We start from the raw sequence: 21,648 nt of genomic DNA on the forward strand, positions 1-21,648 counted from the left end.
TTGTTGTCTCGTTGTTCTTGCAGGGGTCAGAGCCCCAGGTAGGCGCGCCGCAGTTCGTCGCTGCCCAGCAGCGCGTCGGGCTTGCCCGAGAAGCGCACGCTGCCGTTCTCCAGCACATAGGCGCGGTCGGCGATCTCCAGCGACTGGCCGACGTTCTGCTCGACCAGCAGCACCGCGAGGCCGCCGTCGCGCAGCTCGCGGATGAGCGTGAACATCTCTTCCACCAGCAGCGGCGACAGGCCGAGCGACGGCTCGTCGAGGATCAGCAGCACGGGCTCGGCCATGAGCCCGCGCGCGATGGCCAGCATCTGCTGCTCGCCGCCGCTCATGGTGCCGGCGTGCTGTGCCATGCGCTCGCGCAGCCGCGGGAAGATGTGGAACATCTTCTCGACGTTGGCTGCGCGGCGCTCGCGGGCACGCGTGAAGGAGCCCAGCTCCAGGTTCTCGAGCACGCTGAGGTTGGGGAACACCTTGCGGCCTTCGGGCACCTGGATGAGGCCGGCCTTGACCACCTCGCGGTAGTGCGCGCCGGTGAGGTCCTTGCCGTCGAAGCGCACGCTGCCGCGCCATGTGGGCGTCAACCCGCAGACCATCTTGTTGAGCGTCGACTTGCCCGCGCCGTTGCTGCCGAGCAGCGCGACCATCTCGCCGGCGTTCACCTGCAGGTCCACGCCGCGCAGCACTTCCACGCGGCCGTAACCGCCGCGCAGGCCTTGAATGTCCAGCAGCGCGCTCATGCCGAGGCTCCCACGTTGCCAGCCGCGGCCTTGCGCAATCGCGCCGCCGTGCCATGGCCCAGGTAGGCCTCGACCACCCGGTCGTCGGACGTCACCTGCGCCGGATTGCCCTCGGCGATGAGCTGGCCCTGCGCCAGCACCCACACGTGCTCGGCCAGGTTCATCACGGCCTGCATGACGTGTTCGATCATCAGCACGGTCACGCCGCTGTCGGCAATGCCGCGCACCACCGGCATCATTTCGGCGATCTCCTGCGGGTTGAGGCCTGCGAGCACTTCGTCGAGCAGCAGCAGGCGGGGCCGCGTGGCGAGCGCGCGGGCGAGTTCGAGGCGCTTGCGGCCGGCCACGGTGAGGTCGGAGGCGGGCTTGTCGAGTTGCAGCGCCAGGCCCACGCGCTGCGCCACGGCCTCCGCGCTGGCCAGGGCTTCGGCGCGGTTGCGCACATGCAGGTGCGCACCCACGGCGATGTTCTCGCGCACGGTCTGCGCGGCGAAGGGCTTCACGATCTGGAAGGTGCGCGTCATGCCGAGCACGGCGTTGCGGTGCGGCTCGCGCCCGGTGATGTCCTGGCCGGCGAAGCGCACGGTGCCGGCATCGGGCCTGAGGAAGCCCGACATCAGCGCGAACAACGTGGTCTTGCCCGCGCCGTTGGGGCCGATCAGCGCCGTGAGGCTGCCCGCCTTCACGGCCAGGCTCACGTTCTGTACGGCCTTCAGTCCGCCGAAAGAGCGCGAGATGCCGTCGAGTGTCAGAAGAGGCTCAGTCATTCTTGCCTCCCTTCGCGTTCCACAGTTGCCGCACCGAGAGCCCCAGGCCCGCGACGCCGCGCGGCAGGAAGATCACGATGAGCACGAGCACCGTGCCGTAGATGACCATGTTGATGCCCGGCAGCTCGCCGAACAGGTTGCGCGTGAGGTCCGACAGCAGGTGCAGCGCCGCCGCGCCCAACACCGGCCCCCACAGCGTGCCCATGCCGCCGACGATGGCCGCGACCAGCGCCTCCACCGAGGTGACCGAGCCGTAGGCGATGCCCGCGTCGATGTACTGGAACACCTGCACGTAGAACGCGCCGGCCGCGCCCATGAAGGCAGCCGACAGGCCGATGGCCGCGAGCTTGACGCGGAACGGGTTCACGCCCACGGCGCGCGCGGCATCCTCGTTGTCGCGCACCGCCTGCAGGTAGGCGCCGAAGCGGCCGTTGCGCAGCCACCAGGTCACGAGCAGCGCCACCACGACCATCGCCAGCACCACCCACAGGTAGCCGGCGCGCGAGGCGAACTGCATGTTGCCCACCGATTCGCGCAGCGGCACCATCAGGCCCACGCCGCCGCCGGTGAAGGGCACCGAGGTCGCGACGATGCGGAACACCTCGGCGAAGGCCAGCGTGACCAGCGCGAAGTACGAACCCTTCAGGCCGTAGCGAAACGTGAGCGCGCCGACGAACAGGCCGACCAGCGCACTGCCTGCGATGGCCATCGGCAGCGCCACCCAGGCGTTGATGCCGCCCTGCAGCTGCGCGATCGCCTGGATGTAGGCGCCCGTGCCGAAGAAGAGCGCGTGCCCGAACGAGAACTGCCCGCCGAAGCCGCCGAGGATGTTCCAGGCCTGGGCGATGAGCGTGGCGTAGAGCGCCATCATCACGAAGTTGAGCATCACGCCTGATTGGGTGAAGAACGGCACGCAGCCGACGACCACGGCAAAGAGCGCGATGTAGAAGAGTTGATTGCGGCCCGCGCTCATGCCTTGGCTCCGAACATGCCCTGCGGGCGGAACAGCACGACACCGATGAAGATCGCGAAGATGCCCAGCTGGCCGAGCGACTCGCCCAGGTACAGGCCGCCGAGCGACTCGACCACCCCGATCAGGAAGCCGCCGACGAGCGCGCCCACGAAGCTGCCCATGCCGCCGAGCACAACGATGGTGAAGGCCACCAGCACGAAGCCGCCGCCCACCTGCGGGTTGACGTAGTAGGCCGGCAGCAGGAAGCACGCTGCCGCACCCAGGCACGCGAGGCCGATGCCGAAGCTCATTGCATACACATGGTCCACGTCGATGCCCATGAGCTTGGCGCCCTCCTTCTCCTTGGCCACCGCGCGGATGGCGCGGCCCAGGTCGGTGCGGCCCATGATCCAGAACAGCACGCCCGAGACCACCAGCGCACCGGCGAAGGCAACGAGCTTGGGTACCGCGATCATCGCGGGGCCGATGGCCACGGTGCTCAGCGAATAGGCGGTGTCGATGCTGCGCGTGTCCGACTTGAAGAACAGCAGCGCGAGGTTCTCCATGACGATCGCAATGCCCAGCGTGGCCAGCAGGATGTTCTCGTCCTTGCCGTGGCCGGCGCGGTTGATGACGACGCGCTGCAGCGCATAGCCGAGCACGAACATCCCCGCGATCGCGATGGGCAGCGCCAGGTACGGGTCGATGCCCAGGCGTTCCTTGAGGAAGTACACGGCATACAGCGCCAGCATCAGGCTCGCGCCATGGGCGAAGTTGATGATGTGCAGCACGCCGTAGATCAGCGTGAGGCCGACCGCGATCAGCGCGTACACGGCGCCGGTCGTCAGTCCGTTCAGGACCGACGGGAAGAGGATGTTGATGTCTGGCATGGGCTGGCGGGTGCTGGGCTGCTTGTCTCTTCGTGCATGTTCTTCAGGGGCGTGCGACTCCACCGGACTCCGGGCAGGCTCGGAGTCCGTCGAAGCGCTTCATGGGTGTTGCCTTGTTGCGGCCTGGCGGCTTGGTGGCCTGGCTTCAGGCCTTGAGCGGGAAGACCGGGTCGACCTCGCGGTAGTCGCGCGGGATGATCACCTTGATGTCGTTCTTCACCACCTGCGTCATGAGCGGCTGCGCGCCTTCGTTCTGGCCATTGATGAACTTCGTGGGGCCGTACGGCATGATGTGATTGGAGAAGGCGCTCTTCTCCAGCGCGTCGATGATGGCGGCACGCTCAGTGGACTTGGCGCGCTCGATGGCATCGGCCAGCAGCCACATCGAGGTGTAGGTCATGAAGACCTCGTAGCTGAAGAACTGGCCCTTGGCCTCCACGCGCTTGCGCAGTTCCTGCGAGCGCTTGTCCTTCGGGTTGAACCAATGGTTGCAGTCGATGATGCCGTTGGCCGCGTCGGGAAATTCCTTCACGAACTTGTAGCTCGATGCGGCGCCACCCAGCACCGAGAAGATCGCCTTGGGCACCACCTTCTGCTGTTGCATGGTGCGCACCAGCAGCGCGTATTCGTTGTAGTAGTTGGCCGGAATCACGATGTCGGGGTTGACCGACTTCATGCGCAGCACGATGTTGTTGAAGTCGCGCGTGGGGTTGGCGTGCTTCACCACTTCCTTCACCTCGAAGCCGTAGCCGGGCAGTTCGCGCGACAGCAGCTGCGCGGTGCCGGCGCCGAAGAGCGACTCCTCGTGGATGATCATCACGGTCTTGGCGGGGCTGCCCGCGGCCTTGTTCAGCACCAGCAGGTTGGCCATGGCCACCTCGGTCGACTTCTTGTAGCCGGGGCCGAAGCGGAAGGTGTTCTTCAGCCCGCGCTCGACGATCTGGTCGGCCACGCCCACGTCGACCACGTGCGGCAGGTTGTACTTGGCCGCGGCCTGCGTGGTGGCCAGGCAGATGGCCGAGGCGAAGGCGCCCACGATGGCCGACACGCCGGCCTCGTTCATCTTCTCGACCTCGGCAGCGCCGGCCTGCGGCTGCGACTGCGCATCGCCCAGCAGCGCCTCGAGCTTCGCACCGCCGAGCGACTTGATGCCGCCTGCCGCGTTGATGTCCTCGATGGCCATCAGCGCGCCGAGGCGGCACTGCTGGCCCGAATAGGCCAGTGCGCCGGTGACCGGATGCAGCACGCCGACCTTGACGGTCTTCGGCTGCGCGCCGGCCACGAGCGGGAAGGCGACGGCGGTGGCCAGGGCGGCGGACTGCGACACGAAACGGCGACGGTTCTGCATGGGGCTTTCCTTTTTCATCTTCAGTTGAACTGGGCTGACACGTCTTTGCTGACCCACACCTTGGCGTCGATGCTGCCCACGCGGGAGAGCTGCATTTCGTAGGTGTAGCGGTCGGGGCGATAGAAGCCGTGCAGCCACTGCACGGGCCGCTCGTCCTCGTCGTAGATCAGACGGCGCACCGCGAGCAGGGCCGAGCCGACGGACACGTCCAGGTGCTGTGCCAGCACGTTGTCGGCCAGCCGCGCGGAGATGGTCTGGTGCGCGCGCCCCACCTTGACACCCGACTCCTCGAGCAGCACCAGGATGGGCTTCTTCGACAGCTCGCGGCGACCGAAGCGGCGCGCGATGGTGTCGGGCACGTAGGTGGTGATGTGCGAGAGCGGGCCTTCCTTGGTGGAACGCACGCGCACGGCCTTCTGCACTGCATCGCCGAGCTTGAGCTCCAGTGCCTCGGCCACCTGGGTGGAGGCGGTGATGGTCGCCACCTCGATCACCTTGACCGAGGTGTGCAGGCCCATGGTGACCAGGTTCTCGAGCAGGCCGCGCAGGTTGGCGCGTTCCATGCTTTTGGTACCGGGGCCTTCGCCGCTCGCGGGCGGCGGCAGCGCGCGCGTGCGGCGGCCGGGGTTGCGCTCGATGAGGCCTTCGGACGCCAGCTGTTCCAGCGCGCGCCGCACGGTGACGCGCGCCACGCTGAACTGCGCCATCAGCGCGAGTTCACCGGGCAGTCCTTCCGCAAAACGGCCTTCGTGCAGTTGCTCCCGCAACACCAGATAGATCTGGTGGTATTTGGGCAAAGGCATTTGCGACATGCCTTCGATGTTTTTGCAGTTTCAATGTTCTGTCAATGGGACATTTAAAACCGAGCGTGCATGCCGCGTTGCCTGACACCGGGCGTAAACCCGAGGTGGCGCGCGACGATGCGCGTCATGTGGCGCTGGTCAGCGCCACCCAGCGGACGCCCGTCATGCACTTCTGCAGGGTGGGTGGTGATGCATAGGCACCGACCTTGCCAGCCGCTGGCCGGGCAGGCGGGCACAGGTCGCATGCCCGTGCCGGCCGTCGTGGCGGGCACTGTCGATCGCGGCGCCATCAGCGCCCTCCCGGGCGCTCCAACGACCTGCGAGCGATGGGCCGCCAGCGTCCTCATCCGCCGGATGATCGCCGGCGCACGACCTGGCGTTCAGAGCTTGAAGGGAACCACTTCCTGGCGCTGCTCGCCGAGGCCTTCGATGCCCAGCGTCATCACGTCGCCCTTCTTCAGGTAGAGCGGCGGCTTCATGCCCATGCCGACGCCGGGCGGCGTGCCGGTGGTGATCACGTCGCCGGGCATCAGCGTCATGAACTGGCTCACGTAGCTCACGAGCTTGGCCACGCTGAAGATCATGGTCCTGGTGCTGCCCGTCTGCACGCGCTGGCCGTTCAGGTCGAGCCACATGGCGAGCTTCTGCGGGTTCTCGATCTCGTCGCGCGTGACGAGCCAGGGGCCGATGGGACCGAAGGTGTCGCAGCCCTTGCCCTTGTCCCAGGTGCCGCCGCGCTCGATCTGGAACTCGCGCTCGCTCACGTCGTTGATGGTGCAGTAGCCGGCCACGTAGTCGAGCGCGCTCTTCTGCGACACATAACGCGCCTTCGTGCCGATGACCACGCCGAGCTCGACCTCCCAGTCGGACTTGACCGAGCCCTTGGGCAGCATCACCGGATCGTTCGGGCCCTGGATGCAGCTGGTGGCCTTCATGAAGACGATGGGTTCCTTGGGCACCGGCAGGCCCGACTCGGCTGCGTGGTCCGCGTAGTTCAAGCCAATGGCGATGAACTTGCCGACGTTGGCCACGGGGCTGCCCAAGCGCGGCTTGCCGCGCACGAGCGGCAGCTTGTCGAGCTTGGTCTTGCGCAGCTTGGCAATGGCGGCATCGCCGAGCTGGTCGGGACCGATGTCCTTGACGATGGCGCTCAGGTCGCGCAGCTTGCCGTCTGCATCGATGAGGCCGGGCTTCTCCTTGCCGGGGTTGCCATAGCGGACGAGTTTCATGCTTTCCTTTCAGTGCATTGAATGATCAATAGGTGGAGCGGCCACCGGACAGGTCGAAGACCGCACCCGTGGAGAACGAACAATCTTCGGTGCAAAGCCAGCCGACCAGTGCGGCCACTTCTTCGACCGTGCCGAAACGGCCCATGGGTATTTTCGACAGCATGAACGCAATGTGGTCGGGCGTCATCTGGTCGAAGATCGCCGTCTTCACCGCAGCGGGCGTCACGCAGTTGACGCGGATGCCGGTGTCGGCCAGTTCCTTGCCGAGCGACTTGGTGAGTCCGATGACGGCCGCCTTGCTGGCGCTGTAGGCGCTGGCATTGGGATTGCCTTCCTTGCCGGCGACCGAGGCGATGTTGACGATGCGACCGTGGCCCTGCTTGCGCATCTGTACGACCACCTCGCGGCAGCACAGGAACACGCCGTTGACGTTGACCTCCATCACCTGGCGCCACTCGTCCACCGGGTAGTCCCAGAGCTTGACGTTGGGCCCGGTGATGCCCGCGCTGTTGACCAGCGCATCGATGCGCGGCGCGTGCGCGAGCGTGGCGGCCACGGCCTTGGCGACGGACGGCTGCTGCGTCACATCGACCTTCAATGCGAAGGCCCTGGCGCCGAGCGCGTCGGCCGCCCGCGCGGCCGCAGCCTCGTCGCGGTCCCACAAGGTGACGCTGCCGCCCGAGGCGACGAGCCGTTGCGCGATGCCGAAGCCCAGCCCCGTGGCACCGCCGGTGAGCACTGCATGGCGGCCTTCGAAATCGAGCCGGTTCATATCGTGATGCCGCCGTCGACCGTGAAGTACTGGCCGGTGGCGAAGATGGATTCGTCGCTGGCCAGGAAGACGACCACCGGCGCGATCTCCTCGGCCTGCGCGAGCCGGCCCATGGGTTGGCGCGCCACGAAGGCCTTGCGCGCGGCCTCGGGGTCGGCGTTGGCGTTGATGCGATCGCCCAGCGAGGGCGTGTCGACCGTGCCCGGGCACACGGCATTGCAGCGGATGCCGTGGGCCACGTAGTCGGCCGCCACGCTCTTGGTGAGGCCGAGCACCGCCGCCTTGGTGGTGCCGTAGACAAAGCGGTTGGGCAGGCCCTTCATGCTCGAGCACACGCTGGCCATGTTGATGATGCTGCCGCGCCCGGCCGCGAGCATGCCGGGCAGCACGGCCTGGATGGTCCACATCTGGGCGCGCACGTTGAGGCGGAAGGCAAAGTCGAGGTCGTCGTCGCCGGCCTGCTCGATGGTGCCGTTGTGCACCACGCCCGCGCAGTTGAACAGCACGTCCAGCGTGGGCAGCTGCGCCACGACCGCGCCGATGGCGGCCTTGTCGAGCACGTCGAGCTTCAGGACCGTGACGTTCGCCACGCCGGCGTAGGCCGACAGCAACTGCTCGTTGACGTCGGTGGCCCACACGCGGGCGCCCTCGGCCGCGAGCGCCAGCACGCTCGCGCGGCCAATGCCCTGGCCGGCGGCGGTGACGAGCACGGTCTTTCCCTTCAATCTCATGGTCGGTATCTCCTGGGGTTTCTGCGAAAGCAGAGGTGTGCGGGGTGGATTCGGGTTAGGCCCGATGGGTGACAACTGTGAATCGCCGTATTCTGAATTGGCCTTACCACTTGTCCAATTCAGGACAACCCTTAAGCCGATCCACCGCCTCGCCCGCCACCTGTCTGCCCCCGTGCCGCTCCAGACCGTCGAACCCCAGCGCCTCTATCGCCAGATTGCCGACCAGCTCCGCGGGCTGATCGCCAAGGGCGAGTTCGACGTGGGCGCGCGCCTGCCCGCCGAGCGCGACCTCGCCAAGCAACTCGGCGTGAGTCGGCCCTCGGTGCGCGAGGCGCTCATTGCGCTGGAGGTCGAGGGCTGGGTCGAGGTGCGCACCGGCTCGGGCGTGTACGTGCTCGACCGCTCGCACCGCGCCAGCGCGCCGGTGGCGCCCACCGAGTGGGGGCCGCTGGAGCTGATCCGCGCGCGCCGCGTGATCGAGGGCGAAACCGCCGCCATCGCCGCGCTTTCGGGCAAGCGCAAGGACGTGGACGCGATGACGCGCGCCATCGCCACCATGCGCGAGATGGCCGATCGCAACGTCATGCCGCTGGACGGCGACCGCGCCTTTCACCTGGCCATCGTCAACGCCGGCGGCAACGTCGTGCTGGTCGAGACGGTGCAGGGCTTCTGGGATTCGCGCCGCGGGCCGATCTTCACGCGGCTGGGCGGCTATTTCGAGACCGTGACTTCGTGGCGCGCCGCCATCGCCGAGCACGAGGCGATCCGCGACGCCATCGCCGCGCGCGACGCCGAGGCCGCACGCACCGCAATGCACACGCACATGGACAACTCGCACCACCGTTTCAGCGCGAGCTGGCGCCGCGCCAAGCCTTCCTGATTTTTCGCCAGCATTTCAGCCAACGACTACAACGGAGACAAGCCACATGACCCGCAGCAAAAACAGCAAACGCACCGCCCTCAAGGCCCTGGCCGCCTGCGCCCTCGCAGCCGGCGCATTGGGCGTGACGGGCATCGCCAGCGCGCAGACCAAGCTCAAGTGGGCCCACGTGTACGAGACCTCGGAGCCCTTCCACAAGTACTCGGTGTGGGCCGGCGACGAGATCAAGAAGCGCACCAACGGCCGCTACGAAGTGCAGGTGTTTCCGGCCTCCACGCTGGGCAAGGAAGCCGACATCAACCAGGGCCTGACGCTGGGCACGGTCGACATCATTTTGTCGGGTGCGAGCTTCGCGGGCCGCACCTACACGCCGCTGGCGATCTCGTACTTCCCGTTCATCTTCCGCGACGCCGAGCACCAGCTCAAGTACGCCAAGAGCGACGTCTTCAAGGAGCTCGCCAAGGGCTACGACGACAAGAGCGGCAACCACATCACGGCGCTGAGCTACTACGGCGCACGCCACGTCACCTCGAGCGCCGCGCGGCCCGTGGCCAAACCCGAGGACATGAAGGGCCTGAAGATCCGCGTGCCCGACGCGCCGGCCTACCTGGCGTTCCCGAAATCGCTGGGCGCCAACCCGACGCCGATCGCCTTTGCCGAGGTGTACCTGGCGCTGCAGAACAACACCGTCGATGCGCAGGAGAACCCGCTGCCGACCATCGAGGCCAAGAAGTTCTTCGAGGTGCAAAAGAACATTTCGCTCACAGGCCACATCGTCGATTCGCTGCTCACCATCACCTCGGGCCAGCTGTGGACCAAGCTCTCGGCGGAAGACAAGAAGATCTTCACCGAGGTGATGCAGGAAGCCGCAGAGAAAACCGGCCGCGAGATCATCGCGTCGGAAGCGCGCCTGGTGGAAGAGTTCAAGAAGAAGGGCAACAACGTGATCACCGTCGACAAGAACGCGTTCCGTGAAGCGGTGTTGAAGGCCACCAAGCCGACGGACCAAGGCTACCGCCAGCAGGACTACGACCGCATCCTGGCCATCAAGTAAGCGACGCGGCCATGACCGAACAGAAGATCATCGACGACGAGGGCCACTTCCATGCGGAAGACGAAGTGGTCGACCTGTCGGACACCATCGCCGAGGGCTGGATTTCACTGGCCGTCTTCTGGCTGCTGGGCCTGACAGTGTTCTACCAGTTCGTCACGCGCTACGTGATGAACGACTCGGCCGCCTGGACGGAAGAAGTGGCGCGCTACCTGCTCATCGGCGTGGTCTTCATCGGCGCGGCGATGGGCGTGGCGAAGAACAACCAGATCCAGGTCGACTTCTTCTACCGCCACATGCCGCGCGCCATGGGCCGCGTGCTCTCGATGGCCGTGGACGTGCTGCGCACCGCCTTCTTCGTCGCGGCCGTCGTCATGACAGTGCAGATGATGATGAAGATCGGCAACCAGACGCGCATGACGCTCGTCGACCTGCCGATGAATGTGGTGTACGCGCTGTGCGTGTTCGGCTTCGCCGCGATGGCGTGGCGTTCGCTGCAGGTGCTGCGCATCCACTGGCAGCGCGGCTACAGCGTGCTCGAACAACCCGAATCCACCCTGCGCGACCGCTGACGCGGACCCACCGGCCCACAGACGCAGGCGCGGTCCTGCGACACAACCCATGCTGAAAATCATCTTCCTGTTCTTCATGGCCGGCGGCATCCCCGTGGCCATTGCCATGGCCGGCGCCTCGCTGGTCTACATCCTCGTGAGCGACAGCACGCTGCCGCCGTTCGTGGTGATCCACCGCATGGTGAGCGGCATCGACAGCTTTCCGCTGCTGGCCGTGCCCTTTTTCATCCTGGCCGGCAACCTGATGAACAACGCCGGCATCACCACGCGCATCTACAACTTCGCGCTGGCGCTCGTGGGCTGGCTCAAGGGCGGCCTGGGCCACGTGAACGTGCTGGGCTCGGTGATCTTCGCGGGCATGAGCGGCACGGCCATTGCCGATGCGGCCGGCCTGGGCACCATCGAGATCAAGGCCATGAAGGAGCACGGCTACTCCACCGAGTTCGCGGTGGGCGTGACGGCCGCGTCGGCCACGCTGGGCCCCATCATTCCGCCGAGCCTGCCGTTCGTGATCTATGGAATGATGGCCAACGTGTCGGTGGGCGCGCTGTTTCTCGCGGGCCTGCTGCCGGGCGTGATGATGGCCGTGCTGATGATGCTCACGGTGGCCTACTACGCGCACAAGAACAAGTGGGGCGCCGACGTCAAGTTCTCGCGCACGCGCCTGTTCAAGGCGCTGATGGAGCTGGTCGTGGTGGTCGGCTGGCCGATGCTGCTGTGGCTGCTGGTGGCCAAGCTGGGTACGCCGCCGCAGCTCACGGTGTTCGCGGGACTGGCTTCGCTCTTCGTGCTCGACAAGATCTTCAGCTTCGAGGCACTGTTGCCCATCATGACGCCGGTGCTGCTCATCGGCGGCATGACCACGGGCCTGTTCACGCCCACCGAGGGCGCCATCGCGGCCTGCGTGTGGGCCATGATTCTCGGCTTTGCCTGGTACCGCACGCTGTCGTGGAAGATGTTCATCAAGGTCTGCCTGGACACCATCGAGACCACGAGCACGGTGCTGTTCATCGTGGCGGCCGCGTCGATCTTCGGCTGGATGCTCACGGCCACGGGCGTCACCACCGACATCGCGAGCTGGGTGCTGAGCTTCACCAAGGACGCGTGGGTGTTCCTGCTGCTGGCCAACCTGCTGATGCTGTTCGTGGGCTGCTTCCTGGAGCCGACGGCGGCCATCACCATCCTTGTGCCGATCCTGCTGCCCATTGCGACGCAGCTCGGCGTGGACCCGATCCACTTCGGCCTCGTGATGGTGCTCAACCTCATGATCGGCCTGCTGCACCCGCCGATGGGCATGGTGCTGTTCGTGCTGGCGCGCGTGGCGGGCCTGAGCTTCGAGCGCACGACGATGGCCATCCTGCCCTGGCTGGTGCCTCTGCTGTTGAGCCTGGGCCTCATCACCTACATGCCCGCGCTCGTTCTGTGGCTGCCCAAGATGTTCTATTGACCATGACGCCCTACATCCGACTCCATCCCGCCGACGACGTCGTCATCGCGCGCGCACAACTTCTCGGCGGCACGCTGGTCGAGAACGTGGCCGTACGCGGCCTCATTCCGCCGGGCCACAAGGTCGCGATGCGCGCCATCGCGCAGGGCGAACCGGTGCGCCGCTACAACCAGATCATCGGCTTCGCGAGCAAGCCCATCGCCCCCGGCGAGCACGTGCACACGCAGAACCTGGACATGGGCCCTGACAAGGGCGCCGTCACAAAAGGTTTTGAGCGCGACTACGCCTTCGGCGTCGACGTGAAGCCCGCGCCCGCGAAGCGCGAGGCCACCTTCATGGGCATCAAGCGCGCCGACGGTCGCGTGGCCACGCGCAACTACATCGGCGTGCTGACCAGCGTGAACTGCTCGGCCACGGCCGCGCGCGCGATTGCCGACCACTTCTCGCGCAAGACCAACCCGCAGGCACTCGCGGCGTTTCCGAACGTCGACGGCATCGTCGCGCTGACGCACGGCACGGGCTGCGGCATGGACACACAGGGCATGGGCATGCAAATTTTGGAGCGCACGCTCACGGGCTATGCCACGCACCCGAACTTCGCGGGCGTGCTGGTGGTCGGACTCGGCTGCGAGGCCAACCAGATCAACGCCTGGCTCGCGACCGGCCACCTGGCCGAAGGCGAGAACTTCCGCACCTTCAACATCCAGGACACGGGCGGCACGCGCAAGACGGTCGAGAAGGGCGTGGCGCTCATCAACGAAATGCTGCCGCGCGCCAACGCGGTGAAGCGCGAGCCGTGCAGCGCGGCGCACATCACCATCGGTTTGCAGTGCGGCGGCTCCGACGGCTACTCGGGCATCAGCGCCAATCCGGCGCTCGGCGCGGCGGTCGACCTGCTGGTGGCGCACGGCGGCACGGCCATCCTCAGCGAAACGCCCGAGGTGTACGGCGCCGAGCACCTGCTCACGCGCCGCGCGGTGAAGCGCGAGGTGGGCCAGAAGCTCGTGGACCGCATCAAGTGGTGGGAGCACTACACCGAGATCAACGAAGGCGAGATGAACAACAACCCATCGCCGGGCAACAAGGCGGGCGGGCTCACCACGATCCTCGAAAAGTCGCTGGGCGCGGTCGCCAAGGGCGGCACCAGCAACCTCGAAGCGGTGTACGAATACGCGGAGCCCGTGACTGCGCACGGTTTCGTCTACATGGACACGCCAGGCTACGACCCGGTCAGCGCCACGGGCCAGGTGGCCGGCGGCGCGAACCTCATCTGCTTCACGACCGGGCGCGGCTCGGCCTATGGCTGCGCGCCCTCGCCTTCGCTCAAGCTCGCGACCAACTCGGCGCTGTGGCAGCGGCAGGAAGAAGACATGGACATCAACTGCGGCGAGATCGTCGATGGCACGGCCTCGATCCAGGAGATGGGCCAGCGCATCTTCGAACTGGTGCTGGCCACGGCCTCGGGCGCCCACTCGAAGAGCGAGCAGCACGGCTACGGGCAGAACGAGTTCGTGCCGTGGCAAGTCGGCGCGGTGATGTGAGGCCGGCGCAGCCGGTACCCGCCCGTCCCTGCGGCCACGCCGTCACATTGAACGCAAGAGGAGTCTGATCCATGTCCAGAACACTGCCGGCCGATGGCCTGCAAGCCAACGTCGCGCGCGTGCTTGAAGCCGCGGGCAGCGGCGCCGCCGAGGCGCAGCAGGTGGCCGCCAATCTCGTGCTGGCCAACCTGAGCGGCCACGACTCCCACGGCGTGGGCATGCTGCCACGCTACATCGATGCGGTGGCCGAGGGCGGCCTCGTGCCCAACGCGGCCGTGAAGGTCAACCTCGACATCGGCACGCTGATGGGCCTGGACGGCCAGCACGGCTACGGGCAGATCGTCGGCGTGCAGGCGATGGAACTCGGCATTGCGCGGGCGAAGCAGCACGGCAGCTGCATCTTCACGCTCGCGAACGCGCACCACCTCGGGCGCATCGGGCATTTCGCCGAGATGGCGACCGCCCAAGGGCTGGTCGCGATGCACTTCGTCAACGTGCTCTCGCGGCCCGTGGTGGCGCCCTGGGGCGGCGGCGACGGGCGCTTCGGCACCAACCCGTGCTGCATCGGCATTCCGCTCGCGGGCGCCGAGCCCTTCGTGCTCGACTACGCAACCAGCCGCGTGGCACAAGGCAAGATGCGCGTGGCCCACAACAAGGGCGAGCAGGTGCCCGACGGCTACCTCATCGACGAGAAAGGCGCGCCCACCAACGACCCGGGCGTGGTCGTCGTGCCGCAGGGCAACGGCCTCTTCGGTGCACTCATGACCTTCGGCGAGCACAAGGGCTACGGCATGGCGGTGGCCTGCGAGCTGCTGGGCGGCGCGCTCACGGGCGGCGGCACCTGGCACCGGCCCGCTGACACGGCACGCACCGTGCTCAACGGCATGCTGACGGTGCTGATCGACCCCGTGAAGCTCGGCACCCAGAAGGCCTTCGACGACGAGGCGCGCGAGTTCATCGGCTGGCTGCGGCAAAGTCCGCCGGGCCAGGGCTTCGAGGCCGTGCAGATTGCAGGCGAACCGGAGCGCCAGGCGCGCGCGGCACGCCGCCGCGACGGGGTGTGGGTCGATGACGCGACCTGGGGCGAGATCGTCGCCGCTGGCGCGAAGGTGGGCGTGGCCGTCGCCTAACGCCGCGCCGCTTGACGCGACTTCTGGCTCAGCACGAGCGCGATGCCGCCGAGGATCGCCACCGACGCAAGCGCCAGCCGCGGCGTGATCGCTTCCGACAGGAACAGCACGCCACCGAACGCCGCCAGCAGCGGCACCGACAGCTGCACCGTGGCCGCCCGCAACGCCGACAGGCGGCCCAGCGCCGCGTACCAGACGACGTAGCCGAGCCCCGAGGTCAGCGCCCCGGAGGCCACAGCCAGCGCGATGCCGTGCGCGTCGGCATGCGCACGCGTGGCGAACACCAGGCTCAGCGCAAAGGCCATCGGCACCGCGCGCAAAAAGTTGCGCGCGGTCGCAGCCAGCGGATCGGCCACGCCCCGGCCGCGCAGCGAATAGACGCCCCATGCCACGCCCGCCACTGCCATCAGCACGGCGCCGAGCAGCGGCGGTGCGGCCACGCCAGGCGACACCAGGTAGACGAGTCCAGCTGCCGCCAGGACAAAGCCGAACCACGCGAGGGCGCCGAAGCGCTCGCCGCCGCCCAGGCCCGCGCCCAGCATCGTGAGCTGCACCGCGCCGAAGAGGATCAACGCGCCCGTGCCCGCGGACAGGCTCAGGTAAGCGAAGGAGAAGAACGCGACGTACACGAACAGCATCACAGCCGGGAGCCAACTGGTGCGCCCGAGGGCTGACGGCTGCGCGCGCAAGCGCACGACGAGCGCGAGCGTGACCGCGCCGGAGGCGAGCCGGATGCTGCCGAAGCTGGCGGGGTCGATGCCGCCGTGTTGCAGCGCGAGCCTGCACAGCAGCGAGTTGGCCGCGAACGCGACCATGGCGATCGCGGTGAGCGCGACGGTGTGCAGAAGAAGGGTCGGGCGGGCGACGGCCGCGTCAGGCATCGCGAGCCCCGGAAGGCCAGGGGCCGCGGCTGCGTGGGCAGAAGGAAAGACAGACGTTCATCCGAACCTCCCCGTCAGAGGTCATGCGAAACGGGCTTGTCACCGCGGCACCGCGTGCGGCAAGGGAAGAAATCATCGTACGCGCCGCCAGAGGCTGCGTCGAGTACGGCATGGCGGCGGCAGACCGGCGGGGAGCCGGCCGTTCCATCAAACGATCAGGGCGATCGTGGCATCCAGGTGTTCGGAAGGCGCACGACGGAAGCCCGAGCGCGCAAAGCGCTGCAGCTGCCCGACCACGAAGGCCGTGAGCGCTGCGGCGCGCACCTGGGCGTCGACGCTGGGCGTGGCCGAGCCATCGGCAGCGGCCGCACCGCGCAGCACCTGGCGCAGCGTGGCTTCGATCTTGTCGAAGAACTGGTTCATGCGCTGCTGCAGGCGCTCGTTCTCGAACACCAAGGCATCGCCGACCATGACGCGCGTCATGCCGGGGTTGCGCTCGGCGAACTGCACCAGCAGCGTGAGGATGCGGGCGGCCTGCTGGCTGCCGGTGGCGCCTTCTCGCTCGAGGATCTGGTTGACCAGCGTGAAGACGCTCTGCTCGATGAAATCGATGAGGCCCTCGAACATCTGGGCCTTGCTCGCGAAATGGCGGTACAGGGCCGCCTCGCTCACTTCGAGCCGCGCGGCCAGCGCGGCGGTGGTGACCCGCTCGGCACCGGGCTGCTCCAGCATGGCGGCCAGCGCCTGCAGGATCTGCACGCGCCGCTCGCCCGGCTTGGGGCGCTTGCGCGTCGGTACGGCGGCGGGCGTTTCGGCCGGGGTCTCTACGCCGGGGGCAGCTGTCTCTTCGTTCTGCATGGGAGCGCGTGCAAAGATGTAATCAATTGATTCTCGCACAGCGCAGTGAGCGCGCGCCTTCGGATCGACGAAGGCACGCGAGGGGCGTTCAGCGCGCCCGGATCATCGTGCCGTAGGCCTGGTCGGTCAGGATCTCGAGCAGCATCGCATGGGGCACGCGGCCGTCGATGATGTGCACCGCGTTCACGCCGCTCTTGGCTGCGTCGAGCGCACCCTCGATCTTGGGCAGCATGCCGCCGGAAATGGTGCCGTCGGCGAACAGGTCGTCGATTTCGCGCGCGCTCAGGTTGGTGAGCAGCTTGCCGTCCTTGTCGAGCACGCCGGGCGTGTTGGTCAGGAGCATGAGCTTCTCGGCCTTGAGCACGGTGGCGAGCTTGCCGGCCACGACGTCGGCGTTGATGTTGTAGCTCTCGTTCTCTTCACCGAAGCCGATCGGGCTCACGACGGGAATGAAGGCGTCGTCCTGCAGCGCCTTGACCACGCTGGGGTCGATGGAGACGATGTCGCCGACCTGGCCCACGTCGTGCTGCACGTTGGGGTCGCTGCGGTCGGCCAGCTTGAGCTTCTGCGCGCGAATGAGGCCGCCGTCGCGCCCGGTCAGGCCCACGGCCTTGCCGCCGGCCTGGTTGATCAGGCCCACGATGTCCTGCTGCACCTCGCCGGCCAGCACCCATTCGACCACTTCCATGGTCTCGGCGTCGGTCACGCGCATGCCCTGCACGAAGCTGCCCTTCTTGCCCAGCTTGTTCAGCGCGGCCTCGATCTGCGGGCCGCCGCCATGCACCACCACCGGGTTCATGCCGACCAGCTTGAGCAGCACCACGTCTTCCGCGAAGTCGGCCTGCAGCGCGGGGTCGGTCATGGCGTTGCCGCCGTACTTGATGACGATGGTCTTGCCGTGGAACTTGCGGATGTACGGCAGCGCCTGGGCCAGGATCTCGGCCTTGTCGCGCGGAGGAATGTTGAGGACGGGATCGGTCATGGACAGGCAGGCTCCGAAGCGGTGGACGAAGGAAGGAATTCTCGCAACAAGGGGGCGCCGGCGATCAGGGCCGCAGCCAGCGCGGCACCTTGAAGCGCACGATCATCAGGTACGCCCCGACGTAGGTCGTGACGAACAGAAGGCAGAACAGAATCAGCACGAAGGTGTTGTTCCAGAACAGCACCGCGGGCACCACCGACAGCGCGGCGAACATCCACAGGTACGGCGAGGTGCGGTTGTTGCGCGCCAGCAGCTGGCGCGCCTCGTCGTCCGCGAAGGCCACGCGCACGATGCGCCGGAAGATCAGCTGGTGAAAGTGCAGCGCGTCGGCCGTGCCCGGCGACTGGCCCCGGGCCAGCTTGCGGTAGATGGAGAACAGCGTCTCCCACACCGGGTAGATCAGCAGCAGCATCGGGAACCACGGCGACACCACGCGGTGGCGCTGCACCAGCGTCACGCAGGCCACGGCGATCACCATGCCCCAGACGTAGGCGCCGCCGTCGCCGGCGAAGATCTTGCCGCGCGGGTAGTTCCAGACCAGGAAGCCGAAGGTGGCGCCGACCAGGCAGATCACCATCGCGGCCAACTGCCGGTCGCCCAGCTGCAGCGCGACGTGCGAGATGGCCAGGCACACGAGCACGGCCACGGTGCCGGCCAGCCCGTTGTAGCCGTCGATGATGTTGAAGGCATGCGGCAGGCCACCGATGGCCAGGGCCGCGAAGACCAGCGAGGCGTACGGCAGCATCGCGAGCCAGCCGTCGAGCGTCTCGAAGCCGGTGCGCGCCACGCCCAGCCCCTGCACCCAGCACACCAGCAGCGCCGAACCGATGGTCAGGCCCAGCCGGTAGCGCACCTTGACCTGCTGGGTCACGTCTTCGACGATGCCGCCGAGCACGGCCGGCAGGATGCACACCAGCGTGAGCATCGAGGACTTGAGCGGCCAGGCGATGTTCAGCGGCTCGATCAGGCCGGCGCCCAGCCAGGCCGTGCTCATGCCGAGCATGATGCCGGCCCCGCCCAGGCGCGGCACGTGGCCCTTGTGGAAACGCTGGGGCATGTCGGCGCCGTAGCGGCGCGCGTGTCTGCGCGCGCGGCGCATGAACAGCTGCACCGCGACGGCGGAGACGAAGAAACTGAGGATGATCAGGGCAATCATGTGTGGGGTTGGGGGAACCCTAGAATTCCCGAGCGAAATTAGACCATGCCCACGCCCCCTTCTTCACCCCACGCCCCGGTCACCCTGTCGATCGTGAGCCACGGCCAGCTCGCGCTGGTGCTGCCGCTGCTCGAGCAGCTCGACCGGCACAGCCAAGGCTCGATCGCCAAGGTCGTGCTCACGCTGAACATTCCCGAGGCCGACCTGAGCGCAGGGCGCGACTGGGGCTTCGCCATCGAGCGCATCGAGAACGCGTCGCCCCTGGGCTTCGGCGCCAACCACAACCAGGCCTTCGCGCGCTGCGACACGCCCTGGTTCCTGGTGCTCAACCCCGACATCCGCTTCGACGCCGACGTACTCGCCCCGATGCTCGCGCAGGCTGCGCCCGACACCGGCCTGATGACGCCGCGCATCCTGGAGTCGGGCCGCCTCGTGCCCGAACCGCACCGCGACCTGTTGACCCCGTTCGAGATCCTGGGCCGCAAGAAGCCCGGCTACCAGCCGCCGGCCGTGCCGGCCTGGATTCCCGGGCTGTTCATGCTGTTCCGCAGCGCGGCCTACCGCCGCATCGGCGGCTTCGACGAGCGCTTCTTCATGTACGGGGAAGACTTCGACATCTGCGCCCGCACCCGCCTGGCCGGCTGGAAGCTCCAGGTGGCCGAAGACCTGCACGCGCGCCACGACGCCCAGCGCGCCAGCCACCGCAGCAGGAAGTACCTGTACTGGCACGTGACCAGCCTGCTCAAGGTGTGGCTGTCGGGGGCGTTCTGGCGCTACCGGCGGCTGCAGCGCACCACCGCCTGAAAAAAGGCGCCGCGACGTTTGCGGGGACAATCGGGGCCGAAAAGCCCCGCACCGAAGCCCGCAAGCGCCGCTTTCAGCACCGACGATGACGACCACGAGCAGCCCGCCCCCTCTCTCCGAACACGCCCACCTGGTTCACCCGAAATACCGCCCCGACATCGACGGACTGCGCGCGGTCGCGGTGCTCTCGGTGCTCGGCTACCACGCGTTCCCGCAGTGGATCAAGGGCGGCTTCATCGGCGTCGACATCTTCTTCGTCATCTCGGGCTTCCTGATCACGACCATCATCCTGGGCAGCTTCCAGGGCGATGGCTTCAGCTACCGCGAGTTCTATGCGCGCCGCGTGAAGCGGATCTTTCCGGCGCTGGCGCTGGTGCTGCTGGCCACCATGGCCTTCGGCTGGTTCTCGCTGCTGCCGCACGAGTGGGAACAGCTGGGCAAGCATGTGGCCTCCGGCGCGGGCTTCGTCTCGAACTTCGCCTTCTGGAGCGAGGCCGGCTACTTCGACAACGCCGCCGAGACCAAGCCGCTGTTGCACCTGTGGTCGCTGGCCATCGAGGAGCAGTTCTACATCTTCTGGCCCGTGCTGCTGGGCCTGGCCTGGAAGCGCAAGTGGCGCATGCTGACAGTGCTCGGCACGGTGGCGGCGATGTCGTTCCTGCTCAACGTGACGACCATCCACAGCCATCGCACGGCCGCGTTCTATTCGCCGCTGTCGCGCTTCTGGGAGCTGATGATCGGCGGCATGCTGGCCTACGCGCGCCTGCACAGGCCGCCGCCGAAGCCGGGATGGACCCGCCATGCGCAGTCGATCGCCGGCCTTGTGCTGATCATCCTGGGCCTGTGCTACATCCGTGGCGGCAAGGCCTTCCCGGGCTTCTGGGCCATCCTGCCGTCGCTGGGCGCCTTCTTCTGCATCGCCGCCGGGCCGACCGGCATGCTGAACCGTTACGTGCTTGCGTCCAAGCCGATGGTGTGGGTGGGGCTCATCAGCTACCCGCTCTACCTCTGGCACTGGCCGCTGCTCGCGTACGCGCGCATCCTGGAAGGCAAGCTGCCATCGGACGGCATCCGCGCGCTGATGCTGGTGGCTTCGTTCGTGCTCGCGTGGCTGACCTACCGCTTTGTCGAGCGCTACACGCGCCGCAGCGAGAACCCGACAGTGACGGCCGGGCTGGTAGCCGTGATGGTCGGCTTCGTGGTGCTCGGCCTGCTCGCGACCACGCGCTACTACGTGGGTCGCCACAGCGATCCGTACTTCAACAAGACCGCCGCCGCCGCCAAGGACTGGGCCTACCCGGACGGCCTGAGCCCGATCAAGGTCGATGGCGAAGTGCTGCAGCAGATCGGCCAGGGCAAGCGGCGCGTGCTGTTCTTCGGCGACAGCCACGTCGAGCAGTACGGGCCGCGCGCGGTCGAGCTCGCCAAGACCTCGCCGGGCACGCTCGACTCGCTCTCCTTCGTGACCTGGGGCGCCTGCCCGCCGATTCCCAACGTGGTCGATGAGCAGAACAACCTCTGCGGCGAACGCCGTGATGGCGGCATGCGCCTGGCGATGAGCGACAAGTTCGACGCCGTCGTCTTCGGCGGCTGCTGGAACTGCTACTTTTCGGAAACCGACAAGCCCACCGCCAACAACGCTGCGTCGGACCGCTACTACTACCTCGATGGCAAAAATCAGCGCCGCTTCATGGGCGGTGGTGGCGCAGACTTCGCGCTCAACATGCTAGAGACCGTGCTGACCACCCTGTCCAAGCACAAGCAGGTCTACCTGCTGCTGGACAACCCGGTCGGCGAAGGCTTCGGACCCGAAGAATTCGTGAAGGGCGATCGCCTGGGCGATATGACCGTCGGTCGCATGTCGCCGACCACGCCCTGGCTTCCCGAGCAAAAGGTGCTGCACGAGCGCATGCGCCAAATCGCGCAACGCAGCGGCGCCATCGTGATCGACCCGATCCCGACGCTGTGCGAGAAAGACCAGTGCACCCGGGCGGACGCCGACGCCACGCCGATCTACAAGGACGCCGGCCACCTGCGCGCCGAGTACGTGCGCAAGCACGCGACCTACATGGACCCGGTGATGACGACCTCCGCCCCAGCGCGCTAAGGATGGGGTG

General features: G+C 67.4%; 21 protein-coding genes. 8 read left to right on the forward strand and 13 right to left on the reverse strand.

The window, feature by feature from the left end; translation table 11 throughout:
- Positions 1–26 precede the first annotated feature (26 nt).
- The 9 genes from ASD34_RS09110 to ASD34_RS09150 form a co-directional block, all read right to left on the reverse strand.
- Positions 27–737: an ABC transporter ATP-binding protein gene (locus ASD34_RS09110; RefSeq protein ID WP_056575936.1), complete on the reverse strand. Its 711-nt coding sequence runs from the start codon at positions 735–737 to the stop codon at positions 27–29.
- Positions 734–1,504: an ABC transporter ATP-binding protein gene (locus tag ASD34_RS09115; RefSeq protein WP_056575938.1), complete on the reverse strand. Its 771-nt coding sequence runs from the start codon at positions 1,502–1,504 to the stop codon at positions 734–736. The genes ASD34_RS09110 and ASD34_RS09115 overlap by 4 nt, the downstream gene beginning before the upstream one ends.
- Complete coding sequence (locus ASD34_RS09120) at positions 1,497–2,477, reverse strand: branched-chain amino acid ABC transporter permease (protein ID WP_056575941.1); 981 nt, start codon at positions 2,475–2,477, stop codon at positions 1,497–1,499. The genes ASD34_RS09115 and ASD34_RS09120 overlap by 8 nt, the downstream gene beginning before the upstream one ends.
- The gene (locus tag ASD34_RS09125; RefSeq protein WP_056575943.1) at positions 2,474–3,346 is read right to left on the reverse strand and encodes a branched-chain amino acid ABC transporter permease; all 873 of its coding nucleotides are present in this window, start codon (positions 3,344–3,346) and stop codon (positions 2,474–2,476) included. Before ASD34_RS09125 ends, ASD34_RS09120 begins: the two co-directional genes overlap by 4 nt.
- A gap of 145 nt (positions 3,347–3,491) precedes the next feature.
- The gene (locus ASD34_RS09130; protein WP_056575945.1) at positions 3,492–4,694 is read right to left on the reverse strand and encodes an ABC transporter substrate-binding protein; all 1,203 of its coding nucleotides are present in this window, start codon (positions 4,692–4,694) and stop codon (positions 3,492–3,494) included.
- Between the two features lie 20 nt (positions 4,695–4,714).
- The gene (locus tag ASD34_RS09135) at positions 4,715–5,497 is read right to left on the reverse strand and encodes a GntR family transcriptional regulator (protein ID WP_056575947.1); all 783 of its coding nucleotides are present in this window, start codon (positions 5,495–5,497) and stop codon (positions 4,715–4,717) included.
- Between the two features lie 380 nt (positions 5,498–5,877).
- The gene (locus ASD34_RS09140; protein ID WP_056575949.1) at positions 5,878–6,726 is read right to left on the reverse strand and encodes a fumarylacetoacetate hydrolase family protein; all 849 of its coding nucleotides are present in this window, start codon (positions 6,724–6,726) and stop codon (positions 5,878–5,880) included.
- Between the two features lie 25 nt (positions 6,727–6,751).
- Complete coding sequence (locus ASD34_RS09145; protein WP_056575952.1) at positions 6,752–7,498, reverse strand: SDR family NAD(P)-dependent oxidoreductase; 747 nt, start codon at positions 7,496–7,498, stop codon at positions 6,752–6,754.
- Positions 7,495–8,229 (reverse strand): SDR family oxidoreductase, encoded by a 735-nt coding sequence (locus ASD34_RS09150; protein WP_056575954.1) that lies wholly within the window; start codon positions 8,227–8,229, stop codon positions 7,495–7,497. Before ASD34_RS09150 ends, ASD34_RS09145 begins: the two co-directional genes overlap by 4 nt.
- Before the next feature lie 172 nt (positions 8,230–8,401).
- On the opposite strand from ASD34_RS09150, the gene ASD34_RS09155 reads away from it, so the two are divergent.
- The 6 genes from ASD34_RS09155 to ASD34_RS09180 all read left to right on the forward strand — a co-directional run bounded on the left by ASD34_RS09155 (position 8,402) and on the right by ASD34_RS09180 (position 14,850).
- Entirely contained in the window at positions 8,402–9,109 is a 708-nt protein-coding gene (locus tag ASD34_RS09155) for a FadR/GntR family transcriptional regulator (protein ID WP_056575956.1), read from the forward strand.
- Between the two features lie 46 nt (positions 9,110–9,155).
- Positions 9,156–10,163 (forward strand): sialic acid TRAP transporter substrate-binding protein SiaP, encoded by a 1,008-nt coding sequence (locus tag ASD34_RS09160; RefSeq protein WP_056575958.1) that lies wholly within the window; start codon positions 9,156–9,158, stop codon positions 10,161–10,163.
- Between the two features lie 11 nt (positions 10,164–10,174).
- The gene (locus tag ASD34_RS09165; protein ID WP_056575960.1) at positions 10,175–10,732 is read left to right on the forward strand and encodes a TRAP transporter small permease; all 558 of its coding nucleotides are present in this window, start codon (positions 10,175–10,177) and stop codon (positions 10,730–10,732) included.
- Between the two features lie 49 nt (positions 10,733–10,781).
- A complete protein-coding gene (locus tag ASD34_RS09170) occupies positions 10,782–12,179 on the forward strand; it encodes a TRAP transporter large permease (RefSeq protein ID WP_056575962.1) in 1,398 nt (465 codons plus the stop codon).
- A gap of 2 nt (positions 12,180–12,181) precedes the next feature.
- Positions 12,182–13,720: a UxaA family hydrolase gene (locus ASD34_RS09175; RefSeq protein WP_056575964.1), complete on the forward strand. Its 1,539-nt coding sequence runs from the start codon at positions 12,182–12,184 to the stop codon at positions 13,718–13,720.
- 71 nt (positions 13,721–13,791) lie between these two features.
- Positions 13,792–14,850 (forward strand): malate/lactate/ureidoglycolate dehydrogenase, encoded by a 1,059-nt coding sequence (locus ASD34_RS09180; protein WP_056575966.1) that lies wholly within the window; start codon positions 13,792–13,794, stop codon positions 14,848–14,850.
- On the opposite strand, the gene ASD34_RS09185 is transcribed toward ASD34_RS09180, so the two are convergent.
- The 4 genes from ASD34_RS09185 to ASD34_RS09200 all read right to left on the reverse strand — a co-directional run bounded on the left by ASD34_RS09185 (position 14,847) and on the right by ASD34_RS09200 (position 18,727).
- Positions 14,847–15,731: a DMT family transporter gene (locus ASD34_RS09185; RefSeq protein ID WP_056575968.1), complete on the reverse strand. Its 885-nt coding sequence runs from the start codon at positions 15,729–15,731 to the stop codon at positions 14,847–14,849. The two genes, ASD34_RS09180 and ASD34_RS09185, sit on opposite strands and share 4 nt — an antisense overlap.
- A 207-nt stretch (positions 15,732–15,938) precedes the next feature.
- A complete protein-coding gene (gene slmA / locus ASD34_RS09190; protein WP_056575970.1) occupies positions 15,939–16,589 on the reverse strand; it encodes a nucleoid occlusion factor SlmA in 651 nt (216 codons plus the stop codon).
- A gap of 88 nt (positions 16,590–16,677) precedes the next feature.
- On the reverse strand, positions 16,678–17,571 hold the full coding sequence (gene argB / locus ASD34_RS09195) for an acetylglutamate kinase (RefSeq protein WP_056575972.1): 894 nt from the start codon (positions 17,569–17,571) through the stop codon (positions 16,678–16,680).
- Between the two features lie 64 nt (positions 17,572–17,635).
- Positions 17,636–18,727 carry a glycosyltransferase family 4 protein gene (locus ASD34_RS09200; protein ID WP_056575974.1) on the reverse strand — a complete coding sequence of 364 codons (1,092 nt, stop codon included), beginning with the start codon at positions 18,725–18,727 and terminating at the stop codon, positions 17,636–17,638.
- A gap of 45 nt (positions 18,728–18,772) precedes the next feature.
- Here ASD34_RS09200 and ASD34_RS09205 point away from each other — a divergent pair, with 45 nt between their 5' ends.
- Together ASD34_RS09205 and ASD34_RS09210 are read left to right on the forward strand one after the other, a co-directional pair.
- On the forward strand, positions 18,773–19,531 hold the full coding sequence (locus ASD34_RS09205) for a galactosyltransferase-related protein (RefSeq protein WP_056575976.1): 759 nt from the start codon (positions 18,773–18,775) through the stop codon (positions 19,529–19,531).
- An 85-nt stretch (positions 19,532–19,616) separates the two neighbouring features.
- Positions 19,617–21,638 carry an acyltransferase family protein gene (locus tag ASD34_RS09210; RefSeq protein WP_082548558.1) on the forward strand — a complete coding sequence of 674 codons (2,022 nt, stop codon included), beginning with the start codon at positions 19,617–19,619 and terminating at the stop codon, positions 21,636–21,638.
- Positions 21,639–21,648: the final 10 nt, after the last annotated feature.

It is taken from the genome of Variovorax sp. Root473 (genome assembly GCF_001426505.1).
Taxonomy (GTDB): Bacteria; Pseudomonadota; Gammaproteobacteria; order Burkholderiales; family Burkholderiaceae_C; genus Variovorax.